Annotated in this window: 13 protein-coding genes; all 13 read right to left on the bottom strand. The window is 60.8% G+C overall.

Features of this window, described 5'->3' with window-relative positions:
* Positions 1-651 precede the first annotated feature (651 nt).
* A complete protein-coding gene (locus GZ093_RS16935) occupies positions 652-2241 on the bottom strand; it encodes a UDP-N-acetylmuramoyl-L-alanyl-D-glutamate--2,6-diaminopimelate ligase (protein WP_296488162.1) in 1590 nt (529 codons plus the stop codon).
* The gene (locus GZ093_RS16930; protein ID WP_296488159.1) at positions 2241-3983 is read right to left on the bottom strand and encodes a penicillin-binding protein 2; all 1743 of its coding nucleotides are present in this window, start codon (positions 3981-3983) and stop codon (positions 2241-2243) included. Before GZ093_RS16930 ends, GZ093_RS16935 begins: the two co-directional genes overlap by 1 nt.
* Positions 3980-4324 (bottom strand): cell division protein FtsL, encoded by a 345-nt coding sequence (gene ftsL / locus GZ093_RS16925; protein WP_296488157.1) that lies wholly within the window; start codon positions 4322-4324, stop codon positions 3980-3982. Before ftsL ends, GZ093_RS16930 begins: the two co-directional genes overlap by 4 nt.
* Positions 4321-5262, bottom strand: coding sequence for a 16S rRNA (cytosine(1402)-N(4))-methyltransferase RsmH (gene rsmH / locus GZ093_RS16920; RefSeq protein WP_296488155.1), 942 nt, complete (start codon positions 5260-5262; stop codon positions 4321-4323). Before rsmH ends, ftsL begins: the two co-directional genes overlap by 4 nt.
* A gap of 9 nt (positions 5263-5271) precedes the next feature.
* Positions 5272-5700 (bottom strand): division/cell wall cluster transcriptional repressor MraZ, encoded by a 429-nt coding sequence (gene mraZ / locus GZ093_RS16915; RefSeq protein WP_296488154.1) that lies wholly within the window; start codon positions 5698-5700, stop codon positions 5272-5274.
* Between the two features lie 294 nt (positions 5701-5994).
* Complete coding sequence (hslU, locus tag GZ093_RS16910; protein ID WP_296488151.1) at positions 5995-7317, bottom strand: ATP-dependent protease ATPase subunit HslU; 1323 nt, start codon at positions 7315-7317, stop codon at positions 5995-5997.
* A gap of 9 nt (positions 7318-7326) precedes the next feature.
* A complete protein-coding gene (hslV, locus tag GZ093_RS16905; RefSeq protein ID WP_296488148.1) occupies positions 7327-7884 on the bottom strand; it encodes an ATP-dependent protease subunit HslV in 558 nt (185 codons plus the stop codon).
* A gap of 17 nt (positions 7885-7901) precedes the next feature.
* Positions 7902-9710: an STAS domain-containing protein gene (locus GZ093_RS16900; protein ID WP_296488146.1), complete on the bottom strand. Its 1809-nt coding sequence runs from the start codon at positions 9708-9710 to the stop codon at positions 7902-7904.
* Positions 9711-9752: 42 nt separating this feature from the next.
* A complete protein-coding gene (gene dksA / locus GZ093_RS16895; protein ID WP_296488144.1) occupies positions 9753-10811 on the bottom strand; it encodes an RNA polymerase-binding protein DksA in 1059 nt (352 codons plus the stop codon).
* Positions 10812-11042: 231 nt separating this feature from the next.
* Positions 11043-12101, bottom strand: coding sequence for a GTP-binding protein (locus GZ093_RS16890; RefSeq protein WP_296488142.1), 1059 nt, complete (start codon positions 12099-12101; stop codon positions 11043-11045).
* 77 nt (positions 12102-12178) lie between these two features.
* On the bottom strand, positions 12179-13360 hold the full coding sequence (locus tag GZ093_RS16885; protein ID WP_296488140.1) for a class I SAM-dependent methyltransferase: 1182 nt from the start codon (positions 13358-13360) through the stop codon (positions 12179-12181).
* Between the two features lie 83 nt (positions 13361-13443).
* Complete coding sequence (locus tag GZ093_RS16880) at positions 13444-13752, bottom strand: hypothetical protein (RefSeq protein WP_296488137.1); 309 nt, start codon at positions 13750-13752, stop codon at positions 13444-13446.
* A 34-nt stretch (positions 13753-13786) separates the two neighbouring features.
* On the bottom strand, positions 13787-14788 hold the full coding sequence (locus GZ093_RS16875) for a tyrosine recombinase XerC (protein ID WP_296488136.1): 1002 nt from the start codon (positions 14786-14788) through the stop codon (positions 13787-13789).
* Positions 14789-15005: the final 217 nt, after the last annotated feature.

Below are 15005 nucleotides of genomic sequence, written 5' to 3'. Positions count from 1 at the left end.
GTTGTATCCCCCCCCTCACCCCAACCCTCTCCACCCCCGCCGGGGCGGAAAGGGAGCTAACAGCCACATTTGGCCGTGTCTTTGAAGGTGGGAACAAGGTGCGCACGGGCACGTTGCCATCAAACTGCGTGCTCGGCTTCTGGATGGGTTGCAAGCAGCTTGGAGCGCATTGGCGTTGAGGCAGCACGTGATCTGATTGAGCTGATTCTGGGCAGCACATCGAGAAATCCAGGATGGGCCCAATGCTGTATAGATCACTCCCGATCTCCGTTCGGGCTGAGCCAGTCGAAGCCTGCCAGCCCTTCGACAGGCTCAGGGCGAACGGACTCAAGTGAACGGCACTGAGGCGAGGCGAGCTGATGGGAGGCCGAATTTGGCTGCAGCGACTGGTCGCCGAATTGCCTTCACTTTGAGGCCAGCGCGCAGTCAAGCGCGAAGTTCCCACCTTAAAACACGCGGCCACATGAAGCCCCCCTCTTTCGCCCGGCGGGGCGAGAGAGGGGTTGGGGGAGTGAGTGGAGGAAAAATGGCAAGAAACATGTCCTTCCCCATCGACCACAGCGCCGTCAAAGAACCCATGTACTCCGGCAAGCAAGGGATCAACCAGGGGCAAAGCCGCCGAGTCCGGAGCAAAGCAGTGAATCATCGCGCTCATCCCTGCGCTCCCGGCTCGGCGGTCGGTCCATCGTCAAGCGCAACCCACTGACCCAAGGCACTGCGCACCTGCTCGGCATCCGAGAACGGCAGGCGTCGACCCGCCACCTCCTGATAATCCTCATGGCCCTTGCCGGCAATCAGCAGCACATCTTCGGGCGCCGCCTGCGCGAAGGCTTGCGCTATCGCCAGCGCCCGGTCCGGCTCAACGCTCAAAGCCGGGTGGCCGGCGAGACCGAGCAAAATCTGGCTGATGATGGCGTCGGGCTTTTCGCTGCGCGGGTTGTCGCTGGTCACCACCACGCAGTCGGCATGGCGGGCCGCAATGGCACCCATCAGGGGCCGCTTGGCCGTATCGCGGTCACCGCCACAGCCAAAAACACACCACAGCTTGCCGCCACGCTGGTCCGCCAAGGGGCGCAGGGCCAGCAGTGCCTTGGCCAGCGCGTCGGGCGTGTGGGCATAGTCCACAGCGGCCAGGGGCTGGCCCGGGGCTCCCCAACATTCCATGCGTCCGGGCACCGGGCTCAAGTCAGCGCAGGCCGCAACCGCTGCCGCCAGCGGCACGTTCATGCAGCGCATGGCAGCGATCACGCCGAGCAGGTTGGTGATGTTGTAGCTCCCGATCAGCCGGGTCTGCAGCACATGGCGTTCGCCCACCGCGCCGACCCCGTTGGCACCAATAGGCTCGCGCTCCAGCAGCGCAAAGCGCAAACCTTGTGTGCCATGGACGATGTCGCAGGCCTGCAAGCGGGCGGTTGTGAGGCACGACACTGTCCAGACATCTAGCGCTTGTCCGCGCAGCGCGGTGGCCAGTTCAGCGCCTTGTTCGTCATCAATGTTGATGACGGCAGACTGCAAGCCCGGCCACTGGAACAGGCTGGCCTTGGCCTGCCAGTAATCCGCCATGGCACCGTGGTAATCCAGGTGGTCCTGCGTGAAATTGGTGAAGATCGCGGTGCGAATGCGGGTGCCGTTCAGGCGCTTCTCTTCCAGGCCAATGGAGGACGCCTCCAGCGCACAAGCCTGCAGGCCCCGCTCCACAAAACGGCGCAAGGCTTGCTGCAGTTGCACCGGGTCCGGCGTGGTCAGGCCGGTCGCCACCATGGCGGCCAGGGGATCGGCGGCGAGTGGGGCGCCGGGCAGCGGTGGTGTTCCTATGCCGAAAGTGCCCACCAGCCCGCATGGAATGGGCTCTACCAGCTTTAAATTCGATAGCGCTTGCGTCAGCCACCAAGCGGTCGAGGTCTTGCCGTTGGTGCCGGTCACTGCCAGCACATCGAGCTGCTCGGAGGGCTGGTTGAAATAGGCGGCGGCAATCGGGCCGCTGGCCGCTTTGAGGCCGGGGTAAGCAGCGACCTGGTCGCTGCTGAAGGCATACGCCTCGGCGCCCAAGCGCTCGACCAGACAGGCACGCGCACCGCTGGCCAGGGCGCTCGCCACAAACTGGCGCGCGTCAAGCGCAGCGCCTGGCCAGGCGATGAAGCCGTCGCCTGGCTGCAATTTGCGGCTGTCGGTTTGCAGCGTGCCGGTAACGCGGCTGCGCAACCAGTGGGCGGCTTCAGAAGGCGTGCGCAACTCAAGCATCAGAGACTCTCCTCTTCCGCCTGCGCCACGATCTGGGGTATGACCGCCATGTCTGGCTGGGCACCCATCATGCGCAGGGTCTGCTGCGCCACTTCGCTGAAGACCGGCGCGGCCACCGCGCCACCAAAATACTGTCCGCCGCCGGGCTCATCGATCATCACGCCAATGATGATGCGGGGCTTCTCGATCGGCGCCATGCCCACAAACCAGCCCCGGTACTTGCGATTGCCCGCGCTGCCGTAGCCCTTGCCGATCTGTTTGTAGGCGGTGCCCGATTTCCCCCCTACCGAGTAGCCCATGGTTTGCGCTTTCTGCCCCGTGCCACCCGGACCCGCCGCCAGTTGCAGCATCTTGCGAACCTGGCCAGCGGTACGCACCGAAAACACCCTGACCCCCACGGCCGGCTCGCTGCTCTTGAGCATCGTGACCGGGATCAGCTGGCCGTCATTTGAAAAAATGGTGTAGGAGCGGGCCATCTGGAACAGCGAGGCCGACAAGCCGTAGCCATAGGACATGGTGGCCTGCTCGATCGGCCGCCAGGTCTTGTAGGGGCGCAACCGCCCCGACACCGCGCCCGGAAAACGGATCTGCGGCTTCTGCCCAAAGCCGGCCTCTGAAAATAGTTCCCACATTTCGCGCGGTTGCATCTGCATGGCAATCTTGGTGGTGCCAATGTTGCTGGATTTTTGAATCACACCCTCTACCGTCAACACACCATTGGGATGCGAGTCGGAGATCGTCGAGCCCGTGATGCTGAGCTTGCCCGTGCCCGTGTCAATCAGGGTCTGCGGTGTGACGCGACCAGTCTCCAGGGCCAGTCCGATCGTGAACGGCTTCATCACTGAACCGGGCTCAAATGTGTCCGTCAGCGCCCGGTTGCGCAACTGAGCGCCACTCAGGTTCTGCCGTTTGGCGGGCGAATAGCTCGGAAAATTGGCCAGCGCCAGCACTTCACCGGTTACCACATCGAGCACCACCACACTGCCAGCCTTGGCTTTGCGCAGCAACACGGCATCGCGCAGCTTCTGGTAGGCAACGAACTGAATCTTGCTGTCAATACTGAGCTGCAGATCGCGGCCATCCACCGGCTCAATCTGCTCGCCGACCGCCTCCACCACGCGGCCCATTCGGTCTTTGATGACACGGCGCGACCCGGCATGACCGGCCAGCTCTTTGTTGAAAGCCAACTCGATGCCCTCCTGGCCCTTGTCTTCCACGTTGGTGAAGCCCACCACGTGCGCGCTGGCCTCGCCTTCGGGGTATTGGCGCTTGTATTCCTTGCGTTGGTAAACGCCCTTGAGACCCAGCGCCGCGATCTGCTTGGCCACGTCATCGTCCACTTGGCGTTTGAGCCAGACAAAGGTCTTGTCTTCATCCGCCAATCGCTTGTTGAGGTCGGCCAGGGGCATCTCCAGCAGTTTGGCCAACTGGCGCAAGCGGGCCGGGTCGCGATCCACATCTTCGGGAATAGCCCAGATGCTGGGGGCCGGAATGCTGGACGCCAGGATCAGGCCGTTGCGATCCAGAATGCGGCCCCGGTTGGCCGGCAGCGCGAGCGTGCGGCCAAAGCGCACCTGGCCCTGTTTCTGAAAAAAATCATTGGCCACCACCTGAATGTAGGCAGCGCGTGCAATCAGGCCGACCGAACCCAGCGCGATGGCCGCCACAATGAACTTGCTGCGCCAGAGCGGCGTGCGGCTCGCCAGCAAGGGGCTCGAGGTATAGGCGATGCTGCGGCTCATGGGATGCGGGCGCCAGTGGCCGAGCCAGCATGGCTCGAGGCGGGGTCAGCCGGCGTCAAACCGGCAGCCGGGACGACGCTGCCATAGGTGACGTAGTGGGTGATGGCGGGCGTGGTCGTGCGCATCTGCAATTTGGCCATGGCCAGACGCTCCACGCGCGCGGGCGTGGCCTGCGCCCGTCTTTCCACCTGCAAGCGCTCGTTGTCGGCTTCCAGACGGCGCGCTTCGGAGTTAGCCTGATCCAGCGCAGAAAACAAGCGGCGTGACTCGTACTGCACATTGACCAGGTACAAGGCACTGGCGAGCACGGCCAACAGCAGGACGAGATTGATCCTGATCATTGAGCCGTCCTCTGCGCCACACGCATGATGGCGCTGCGCGCACGCGGGTTGGCACTCACCTCGGCGGCACTGGGCTTGAGGCGCGCGACCGCCTTGAGCAGCATCACCTTGGGCTGCGCAAAAGGCGCACGCCGGTCATAGACCTCGCGCGAATGCTGGGCGATGAACTGTTTGACGATGCGGTCTTCGAGTGAATGAAAACTGATGACAACCAAGCGTCCACCCGGCCGCAACACCTGCAGGCTGGCGGCTAACGCCTGCTGCAACTCTTCAAGCTCGGCGTTGATAAAAATCCGAAAAGCCTGAAAGGTGCGCGTGGCGGGGTTCTGGCCCGGCTCGCGGGTTTTGACCGTGTCAGCCACGAGTTGGGCCAGCTCGGTGGTGGTTGAAATTGGGCCGCGCTCCTGTCGGCGAGCAACAATCGCCTTTGCAATGGGCCCAGCAAACCGTTCTTCACCATAGTCACGTATCACCTCCGCTATTTTGTCGGTCTCGGCATTGGTCAGCCACTGCGCCACACTGATGCCGCGTGTCGTGTCCATGCGCATGTCCAGCGGCCCCTCGAACCGGAAACTGAAACCCCGCGCCGCGTTGTCAATTTGGGGCGAACTGATGCCCAGGTCGAGCAGCACGCCGGCCACGCTCCCTGGGGGCAACTCATCGAGATGACTGAATCCCTGGTGCCGAATGGAAAAACGTGGATCACGGATGCTGGCGGCCTCGGCCAGCGCCTCGGTATCCTTGTCAAAGGCGATCAGCCGGTCTGCCGGCCTCAACCGGGAGAGAATGAGGCGGCTGTGGCCGCCGCGGCCAAAAGTGGCGTCCACATAGACCTGCGCACCCTCGTCAGACCCATCGGGCGGGGCGTCCGGGTTGTCAAACAGAGCGTCCACCGCTTCGTTCAACAACACGGTGGTGTGTATCAAGGATGTTTCCACCGTGCGCCGTCAGAAAGAAAAGTCTTTGAAAACGTCAGGCATGTCGCCTTGCATCGCCTTGGCCTCTTGCGCGTCATAGGTCACCTGGTCCCACAACTCGAAGTAACTGCCCATTCCCAGCAAAACAGCGTCCTTGGCAATGCCAGCGGCGCCGCGCAGTTCAGGCGACACCAGCACACGACCAGTGCCGTCGAGTTCAACATCCATGGCGTTGCCCAGGAAGATCCGCTTCCACCACTGCGCATCCATTGGCAGCGCGGCAATGCGTTCACGAAACTTTTCCCACTCGGGACGCGGGAAAATCATCAGACAACCGTGCGGATGCTTGGTGATGGTGAGTTGGCCCGAGGCGGTGGCGCTGAGGACGTCACGATGCCGGGTCGGCACCGATAGCCGACCTTTGGCATCCAGACTTAAAGACGAAGCCCCTTGAAACACGACAGCACACTCTCTTTTGATGATTTGGCAAAGAAATGAAAGCGCAAAGGCACTTTTCACCACTTATTTGCACATTTTTGCACTGTATCAGCAAAAGTAACTCGCACCAACCGGTTTTGAAATAAATATTTCCAATGAAATCAAGGGCTTAGAGACGTATCTGGATGCAAATGAAGATCAAAAAACGTTCTAGATTAAGGACTTAGGGCGTGTAATCAATGTGATGCCTGAAGACCGGCTTGATGCCACCTAAATCAGTTCAGGACAGAACCAATGAATATGTCCCGCAAACACTTACAAAATGTAACGCGAAAGGTCTTCATCCTGGCTCAACTCACCGAGTCGGGCCTGCACATAAGCCGCATCGATGTGAATCGTTTGACCGCCCAGGTTGGCAGCGTCATAGCTCACCTCATCGAGCAAGCGCTCCATGACGGTCGACAGACGCCGGGCACCAATGTTTTCGGTGCGCTCATTGACATCGAACGCAATATGCGCCAAGCGCGTGATGCCCTCGTCAAGAAACTCGATGTGCACATCTTCCGTAGCCAGCAGGGCCTGGTACTGTTTGACCAAGGAGGCCGTGGTTTGGGTCAGGATGGCTACAAAGTCCTGCACCGACAACGACTGCAGTTCTACCCGGATCGGGAAACGCCCCTGCAACTCTGGGATCAAGTCACTGGGCTTGCTCAGGTGAAACGCCCCCGAGGCGATGAACAGGATGTGATCGGTCTTGACCATGCCGTATTTGGTCGACACCGTCGTGCCTTCAACCAGCGGCAGCAGGTCGCGCTGGACGCCCTGTCGCGAGACCTCGGCGCCGCTGCCTTCAGCGCGCGAGGTGACCTTGTCAATCTCGTCGATGAACACAATGCCGTTCTGCTCCAGCATCTGCAGCGCCTGCGTCCTGATCTCTTCTTCGTTGACCAGTTTGGCCGCCTCCTCATCGACCAGCAGCTTCAAGGCCTCGGGAATTTTGAGCTTGCGCGTCTGGCGCTTTTGCTGCCCCATCTGGCCAAACATGCCGCGCAACTGCTCCGTCATTTCCTCCATGCCGGGCGGGCCCATGATCTCCAGCTGCTGCGCCGACTGCGCGAGGTCAATTTCAATTTCCCGATCCGCCAGCTGGCCCTCGCGCAGTTTCTTGCGAAATGTCTGGCGCGCGGCACTCTCGGGTTCCATGTTCTGCATCACACCAAAATCGCCGCGCGGGGGTGGAATCAAGACATCCAATACCCGATCTTCGGCCGCGTCCTCGGCGCGGGTGCGCACTTTTTTCATCTCGGCGACGCGCGTTTGTTTGACGGCAATATCGGCCAGATCGCGGATGATGGCGTCGACATCCTTACCGACGTAGCCGACCTCGGTGAACTTGGTCGCCTCGACCTTGATGAAGGGCGCATCGGCGAGCCGCGCCAGGCGTCGCGCGATTTCGGTTTTGCCGACCCCCGTGGGGCCGATCATCAAAATATTCTTGGGTGTGATTTCTGCGCGCAGGCCGGGCTCGACCTGCTGGCGCCGCCACCGATTGCGCAGTGCAATGGCCACCGCCCGCTTGGCCTGTTGCTGGCCAACAATGTGTTTATCTAGTTCACTGACAATTTCTTGAGGTGTCATGGCTTGTCGCTACGGACTTTCGCCCAAAGTCTCAATGGTGTGGCTCATGTTGGTATAGATGCAGATCTCAGCGGCGATTTCCAGGGACTTCTTGACGATTTCCGGCGCCGACATCTCGGTATGGTTTAGCAAGGCCATGGCCGCCGCTTGGGCGTAAGCACCGCCGGAGCCAATCGTAACAATGCCGTTCTCGGGCTCCAGCACATCACCGTTGCCAGTGATGATAAGCGAGGCCTCGCTATCGGCCACAGCCAGCATCGCCTCCAGACGGCGCAAGACCCGATCGGTGCGCCAGTCTTTGGTGAGCTCAATGGCGGCTCGCACCAGATGGCCCTGATGCTTCTCCAACTTGGCTTCAAAGCGTTCAAACAGCGTGAAAGCGTCTGCGGTGGCGCCGGCAAAGCCGGCCAGCACCTTGCCGTGGTACAGCTTGCGCACCTTGCGGGCCGTGCCTTTGACCACAATGTTGCCCAAGGTGACCTGGCCGTCGCCGCCAATGGCCACCGCGTAGCCCTCGGGCGTCTTGCGGCGTACGCTGATGATGGTGGTTCCGTGAAATTGGTCCATGCTCAATGTCGAAAAAGTCAATGGGTGCGCAACAGAACCCGCGCGTGCTCGTTAATCCCAATGACGTTGAAAAATGCGGCCACTTGACGTGGCACGTCGCGAAACTGAACCGAGCAACCCTGAGATTCGTGCAGCGCCACCCAGTTCAGGATGCTGCCTGCGGCCGAAAAGTCGACCCGAATCAGTCGGGAACAGGAAATAACCAGGTGCTTGGCGTCAAGCAAACCGGCCTGCAGCTTGTCCAGCGCCTCGGCCGCGTCTCCCAGCACCTCACCGCTCAACTCCACCACCGTCGCCGCCGACAACTGGTCGAGTCCCATGGGCTCTGTCGCCGACTGACTCACGGCGAAAGAGGGGCCCACGGCGGGCGCGCCGGTCAAGCCAGAAGTCGTGTCCATTGGCAGCATTGAATTCAAACGTTCATGGACATACTCACACCGGGCGTCCTCCCAGGGTGGTGGCGAGACTTCGTAGGTGACACAAAAATCAAGCGCCGTTAACTCGAACTCATCCTGCAGACGCAAGATGCGCAGGGCGTCCAAGCGCAGGCGCCACCACACCATGTCCACCGCCTGATCGCCCGACGGCGTGCTGCATTTCAAAATATGGTTCAGCACATCGGACCCATCAAACTGTAATTTGACAGGCTGCGCGCACCACTGTGCAAACAACTGGGCCAAGCTACTGGCGGCCTCAGGTGTCATGCGCTGGAACTGACCCCAGCGCAAATGCCAAAGCTGGCCGGGCGCAGTGGCCAAACTGGCGCGCAAGGCCTGCAAGTCCGGCAGATCAATCTCGACCGGACACTCCCAGACCAACTGACTGCCAGACGCCAACGCACTGCCCTGTGAAAGCGCCGCTGGACGCGTGTTGTGCCCCAATAACTCCGGCGTTGAAAACCAGGCTGGCGCCGAGCGCCCGAACCGCTGCGCGTACTCAATGGCGACGCGATCAAAACTGGCCTGTTGCCCGGTGCAGCGATACAGGTCAAACAAGGCCGCTGCCCAGGCGTCGGCGGCAACTGGATCAACCTGCTCGGCCTGCAACGCGGTCAGCAAGGTTGCTTCGGCCCCTGCGTCATCGCCATTGGCGAATCGGATGGCCGCCTCCTCCAGATCGGGATCGGCCAGACGGTCCCCCAACTCTACGGAAAACAACTTCGAAGTTGAAAATTCGCTCAGGCCGGCATCAAGCGACCTGCCACCGGAACTCTTGGATGACAGCATCTGCCGCGGCGCACCGGTGGGTGCAGGCTCCTGCGACGCGGCCAAACCCATTTGTGTCGGCTCGTACTCAGCCCCGGCTTCCGAGTCACCCGTCGGTTTCAACTGCGACGCCAGCGTGGAAACAAATGTGTCTTCCGCTCTTCGCTGGGCACCTTCCGGTGGCGCATACTCCCCTGCCCTCAGGGACGCTCGGGGGAAAATGGGCGACTTGTCCGCCTGAACCAATGCCTCGTCCTGCTTGCCCTTCCACCACTGCTTGGACATCTGGGCTTCAATTTCATCAATTTTCTTCAGCGTCGTGGCACGCTCATCCAGGTTGGAAATCGAACTGGTCTGGAAAAAGGAAGGACGGCCGGCGAGCTCCGGGCTCAACACTGGCCCATTGCGACGAATCTTGCGCAGATGGTCAAATTCGCGCCGACGCACGAAATCATTTTGTCGCTTGCGCTCAATCATCTCCTTGAGTGCCGCTTTGCCATACTCATTTTCCTGCTGGGTGTCGGGCTCCGGCTTGTCCAAATCAGACCAATCCTTGGTCGGATTGCGAACAAACCGGGCCATCTTGGACAGCAAACCGGTGCTGGTGTCTTTGGTAGCCATGACAGGATCAAGCTGGGGCAGAGGTCACAGAGACGTCGCCCGTCAATCCCCAAACATCTTCTGCTTGAGCTCCCGGCGCTGCTGGGCCTCCAGCGACAGGTTGGCGGTCGGACGGGCCAGCAGGCGGCCGACCCCGATGGCTTCCCCGGTCTCATCACAGTAGCCATAGTCGCCCGAGTCAATGCGCGCGAGCGATTGCTCAATTTTCTTCAGCAGCTTGCGCTCACGGTCGCGCGTGCGCAACTCCAGGGCGTGTTCTTCTTCAATGGTGGCCCGATCGGCCGGGTCAGGCACCACCACTGTGTCGGCCCGCAGATGTTCAGTGGTCTGGCCGGCATTGCTCAGAATGTCCTGCTTGAGCGTGTTGAGCACACGACGAAAGAACGCCAACTGGGTCTCGTTCATGTATTCATCGTCAGGCATCGCGATCAGCTCGGCCTCTGTCAGCTGGTCAACTGGCTTCAGTTTCCAGTTGTTGACCAAAGCCGGGTCCTTTTTGACAGCAGAGGCGACAGGCGGGACGATGTATGGCTTGTCGACGGTTTGGGTGAAGCTGGCTTTGGCCGCGGTGGAAGCCACCGACTGCGCCATCGACGGCACCGTCAACTGCGCCAGCCGTGAGGACGGACGGCCCGCTCTGACGGGGACTGATGGCGCGGCAGGGGCTACAGGCGCCACCGCAGTTTTGACCGGAGCCACAGCCGGGGCCACGGAGATTTTGGGTGCTGCCACCTCAGGTTTGGCGGCTTTCGCGAGCGTCGTTTTCACTGAATCCTTTGCTTTCATAATGGCTGTCGGTTTGACAACTCTGACTGGGGAGGCCTTGACTACTTTGGTCACCTTGACCGCGGCTTTTGCCGCCGGCTTGGGCTCTTTCCCCACTATTTTCGTTGGCACAGACGGTTTGACCGGTGCCGCCTTGCTCACCGACGGTTTGGCTGCGGCATGTGGTGCTGATTTGGCAGCGGGCGCGGGCTTGACCGTCGACTTGGCCTTGGGCTGCGCCACCGGTTGAGCGACCGCTTTGATGCTCGGCTTGCCCTTGACAACTTCATGGGTCGCTTTAGGCGTCTCCTTGGCTTTCACGGTTTTGGCTTTCACGTCTTGTCTCCTCGCTGATTTATTCTGCTTATTGACATCGCTGATGGATGGTTGCCTGGCGTTGACAGCGGAGTCTGAAACTTTTTGGCTTATCGCCTCCGCGCCAGCTTTTGACGACTGGCTCTGCGCAACTTCATTGGCGCGCGAGTTTACAGGTTTACGCGTTGGAAATCCCATCAATTGAAAAAACGAGGAAAACATTGGTTAACCGCTTTATCGTACAAAATTGAGTCAAACTAAAGACTGTTCCATGCCTTGCAGAAAAATGTCTTGCGGCAAGTCAATGCCGATAAACACCATTTTGCTGACACGCGGCTCCCCTTCAGCCCAGGCCGGGCCCAAGTCACTGCCCATCAGCTGGTGCACGCCCTGAAAAATCACCTTGCGATCCGTACCCTTCATGAGCAGGACGCCTTTGTAGCGCAACATGCGCGGGCCGTAAATATTGACGATGGCGCCGAGAAAATCTTCCAGTTTGGCGGGATCAAAAGCGCGCTCTGATTTGAAAACAAAACTCTTGACGTCGTCATCGTGGCGATGGTGATGTCCGCCGCCTGAAGTGTGAGAGGGATGGTCGCAGGACTCGCCTGGCGCATGATCATGGTGATCGTGCCCTTCGTGGTCGTGCTCCCCATCTTTGAGGAAATCCGGGTCAATGTCGAGTTTGGTGTTGAGGTTGAATCCGCGCAGGTCAAACACCTCGCTCAGGGCCACTTCACCAAAATGAACCGCCTTCTGCGGTGCCCGCGGATTCATATGCTTCAAGCGGTGCATCAAAGCGTCCACCTCATCAGCGGCCACCAGATCGGTCTTGCTGATAAAAATCTGGTCGGCAAATCCGACCTGACGACGTGCTTCCTGGCGTTCGTCGAGTTGCGTCATGGCATGCTTGGCATCGACCAGCGTCAAAATCGAGTCGAGCAGGTAGCTCTCGGCAATTTCGTCGTCCATGAAAAAAGTTTGCGCCACCGGACCGGGGTCGGCCAAGCCGGTAGTCTCGATCACCACGCGGTCAAAATCGAGCAAGCCCTGGCGCTTCTTGGCGGCCAGCAACTGCAGGGCCTCGCGCAAGTCTTCACGAATGGTGCAGCAGATGCAGCCATTGTTCATCTGGATGATCTGCTCCTTGGATTCGGTCACCAGAATCTCGTTGTCGATGTTTTCTTCGCCAAACTCGTTTTCGATGACCGCAATCTTCTGGCCGTGCGCCTCTTCCAGCACGCGTTTGAGCAGCGTGGTCTTACCCGAGCCAAGGAAGCCCGTCAGGATGGTTGCAGGGATAAGACTCATGGCTTTTCTCAAGGAATTGGGGACGTCAGCAGGGGGGGAGTGTAGCGGCCTATTGCCAGCGGCTTGCGGCCCAGGACTTATTTGCGCATCACCACCAGGCCCTTGAGGTATTCCCCTTCGGGGAAATTGATCGTCATCGGGTGATCAGGCGCCCCACCCATGTGCTCAACGATGTAACCGTCAACCTGGGCGTCGATGCCGGCGGAGGCCACAATCTTATGGAACAGGTCGGCGCTGATGCCGCCCGAGCAGGAGTAAGTGAACAGCACGCCACCCGGCGCCAGCAGTTTGAACGCGAGCCGGTTGATGTCCTTGTAGGCCCGCGCGGCGCGCTCCGCGTGCGCCACCGTCGGCGCAAACTTGGGCGGATCGAGCACGATCGCATCAAAAGTCTTGCCCTCGGCGCCAAACTGGCGCATCGAGGCATTCACGTCGGCATCGAGAAAAGTCGCGCGATCCGGCGCCAAGCCATTCAGGGCCAAGTTAGCGGCGGCTTGCACCAAAGCCGGGCCGGAGGAGTCGATCGAGGTGACGTGCGTTGCGCCACCAGTCAGAGCCGCCACCGTGAAGCCGCCGGTGTAGCAATAGCAGTTGAGGACGCGGTCGAACTTCAGGCGCGCGCAATAGTGCGCAAACTTGGCGCGGCTATCGCGCTGGTCCAGATAAAAGCCGGTTTTGTGGCCCGTGGCAATGTTGACACCGAGTTGCCAGCCGTGCTCGCGCAACACCAACTCCACCGGGCCGTTTCCGCGCAGCCAGCCGTTCACCTCGGGCAAAGCTTCGCGTACGCGGCCACTGGCGTCGGAGCGTTCATACAGTTTGGACAGACCAGTGGCGGCCAGCAAGGCATCGGCAAGCACGTCTTTCCAGCGCTCAGCGCCACTGGAGAGAAACTGCGCCACCAGGGTGTCGCCATAGCGATCCACGATCAGTCCCGGCAAACCGTCCGACTCGCCGTGGACCAGCCGCATGCTGTCACTATTTATATCAAATCGGGCTCTAGCCCTTATGGCACTTGCACAAGCAGCTATTAAAAATGCGTCATCGATGCGCTGGGCTTCGACGAAACTCCAGACCCGAGCCCGGATTTTAGACGCCGGGCTGAAGGCCGCCCAGGCGAGGAATTGGCCCTCGTGCGACTGCACCCGCACGGTTTCACCCGCGTCGGCCCCGCCCTGGGCAATGGCCGACTCAAAAATCCAGGGATGGCGGCGCAACAGCGAACGCTCTTTGCCCGCTTTCAAGGTAATGGTTTTCATGCGCCCATTGTCAGGCCTGGAAAAGCGGCCTCAGCACCGGTCGCTTATAAATTGTTCGCGCCCGACCGCGTGGGCGCGCCGCGTCAGAACGTGACGGTCATCGCGGGCACGTCGACCCGGATCAGGGGCCGGGCCAGCGCGCCATGCACCGCCTGCACATAGTCAGCAGCCCATTTTTCATCCTCGAACATGTCCGCCCCTGCCGCCTCGGTCACCCGCAGCACCTTGTCGGCGGTCAGTACCTTGCCGCTGGCGCGCAGCGGCTCGCAGTCGAGCGCAGTGAACTGGGCGTCGAGCCAGTTGCGTGCCACATCGGGTGCCATCGGGGTCTCGCCGACGTTGAACTGAAGCTGAACCCCTTTGTCCAACAAAACCGTGACTTGATTGCGCATGGATGACCTTTCTGTTGATGATCGCAAGTGTGCCCTACTTTGGCCTTGTCGCCTTGATTTTGGCGCGCGGGTGGGCGGCATCGTACGCCTTGGCCAAGTGCTGAAAGTCGAGCCGGGTGTAGATCTGCGTCGTGGTGATGCTGACGTGGCCCAGCAACTCCTGCACGGCGCGCAAGTCGCTGCTGGACTGCAACAAGTGGCTGGCAAACGAGTGGCGCAGCATGTGCGGATGCACCGGCGTGCTCAAACCCGCTTGCTGGCTGCGTTGACGCAGGCGCTGCCAGATCGACTGGGCGCTCAAGCGGGTGCCATTGCGCCCTATAAACAGCGCAGCCTGAACGCGGCCATCGAGCCCCGGTTGCCCCGTCTCGGTCGGCTTCAACGCCTGATCGCGCAGCGCCAGCCAGTTCGTCAGGGCCAGCACCGCTTTGGCGCCCACCGGCACGCTGCGGCGCTTGCTGCCCTTGCCCAGCACATGGGCCTCTGCCCCCTGCAAGTCGATCCAGCCGCGTGCGCTGTTGCTGGCCACGGCATCCAGCCCGGTCAGCTCGCCCACCCGCAGACCCGCGCCATAGAGCAGTTCAACAATGGCCGCGTCGCGCGCTTCCAGCCACGGGTCGCTGCTGCTGTTGGCATAACTGGCCAGTTGCACCGCGTCGTCCACACTCAGGGCCTTGGGTAGCGGCTTGCCCGCCTTGGGCGCGCGCACGTCCTGCACCGGGTTGCTGCTGACCAAGCCTTCGCGCCCGAGCCAGACGTAAAAGCCGCGCCAGCCCGACAGAATCAAGGCAATGCCACGGCCGCTGCGCCCACCGGCATTCATCTGCGCCACCCAGCGGCGGATGTGGCTGTTTTGCACCTGAAGCAGTTCGACACCTGCCTGCGCGGCATGCTGGGACAACTTCTGCAAATCGAGCGCGTAGAGCTCGACGGTGCGCTGCGCCAGGCGCTTTTCAACCCGCACGTGTTCGAGGTAGCGCTCAATCAAATCCGTCCCTGCGCCGCTCGTTTGGTGTTGTGCGAGAACCTTAGTCATGGCGTGCCTTTCGCTGCTGTGCGTGACGGCGCATGAATCTTCCGCTCTGATGTTTGGGATATTTCTTGGCCGTCGCGGTCAATGCGGATTGATCGAATCACGTGGCTATGAGCAGCATTTTTATTTTTTAGGCGTTGTATCCCCCCCCTCTCCCCCAACCCCTCTCCACCCCCGCCGGGGCGGAAAGGGGAGCTAACAGCCACATTTGGCCGCGTCT

Source organism: Rhodoferax sp. (assembly GCF_010365055.1).
GTDB lineage: Bacteria > Pseudomonadota > Gammaproteobacteria > Burkholderiales > Burkholderiaceae_C > Rhodoferax.
Note: the sequence above shows the minus strand (reverse complement) of the source record. Positions and strands in the feature narration are given on the sequence as shown.

What these genes read in the sequence shown, in the direction of transcription:
- GZ093_RS16900 (WP_296488146.1), bottom strand. Translation starts at nt 9,710, where the DNA reads ATGGCTACCAAAGACACCAGCACCGGTTTGCTGTCCAAGATGGCCCGG.
- GZ093_RS16880 (WP_296488137.1), bottom strand. Translation starts at nt 13,752, where the DNA reads ATGCGCAATCAAGTCACGGTTTTGTTGGACAAAGGGGTTCAGCTTCAG.
- GZ093_RS16875 (WP_296488136.1), bottom strand. Translation starts at nt 14,788, where the DNA reads ATGACTAAGGTTCTCGCACAACACCAAACGAGCGGCGCAGGGACGGAT.
- GZ093_RS16885 (WP_296488140.1), bottom strand. Translation starts at nt 13,360, where the DNA reads ATGAAAACCATTACCTTGAAAGCGGGCAAAGAGCGTTCGCTGTTGCGC.
- GZ093_RS16930 (WP_296488159.1), bottom strand. Translation starts at nt 3,983, where the DNA reads ATGAGCCGCAGCATCGCCTATACCTCGAGCCCCTTGCTGGCGAGCCGC.
- hslV (WP_296488148.1), bottom strand. Translation starts at nt 7,884, where the DNA reads ATGGACCAATTTCACGGAACCACCATCATCAGCGTACGCCGCAAGACG.
- GZ093_RS16890 (WP_296488142.1), bottom strand. Translation starts at nt 12,101, where the DNA reads ATGAGTCTTATCCCTGCAACCATCCTGACGGGCTTCCTTGGCTCGGGT.
- GZ093_RS16935 (WP_296488162.1), bottom strand. Translation starts at nt 2,241, where the DNA reads ATGCTTGAGTTGCGCACGCCTTCTGAAGCCGCCCACTGGTTGCGCAGC.
- hslU (WP_296488151.1), bottom strand. Translation starts at nt 7,317, where the DNA reads ATGACACCTCAAGAAATTGTCAGTGAACTAGATAAACACATTGTTGGC.
- ftsL (WP_296488157.1), bottom strand. Translation starts at nt 4,324, where the DNA reads ATGATCAGGATCAATCTCGTCCTGCTGTTGGCCGTGCTCGCCAGTGCC.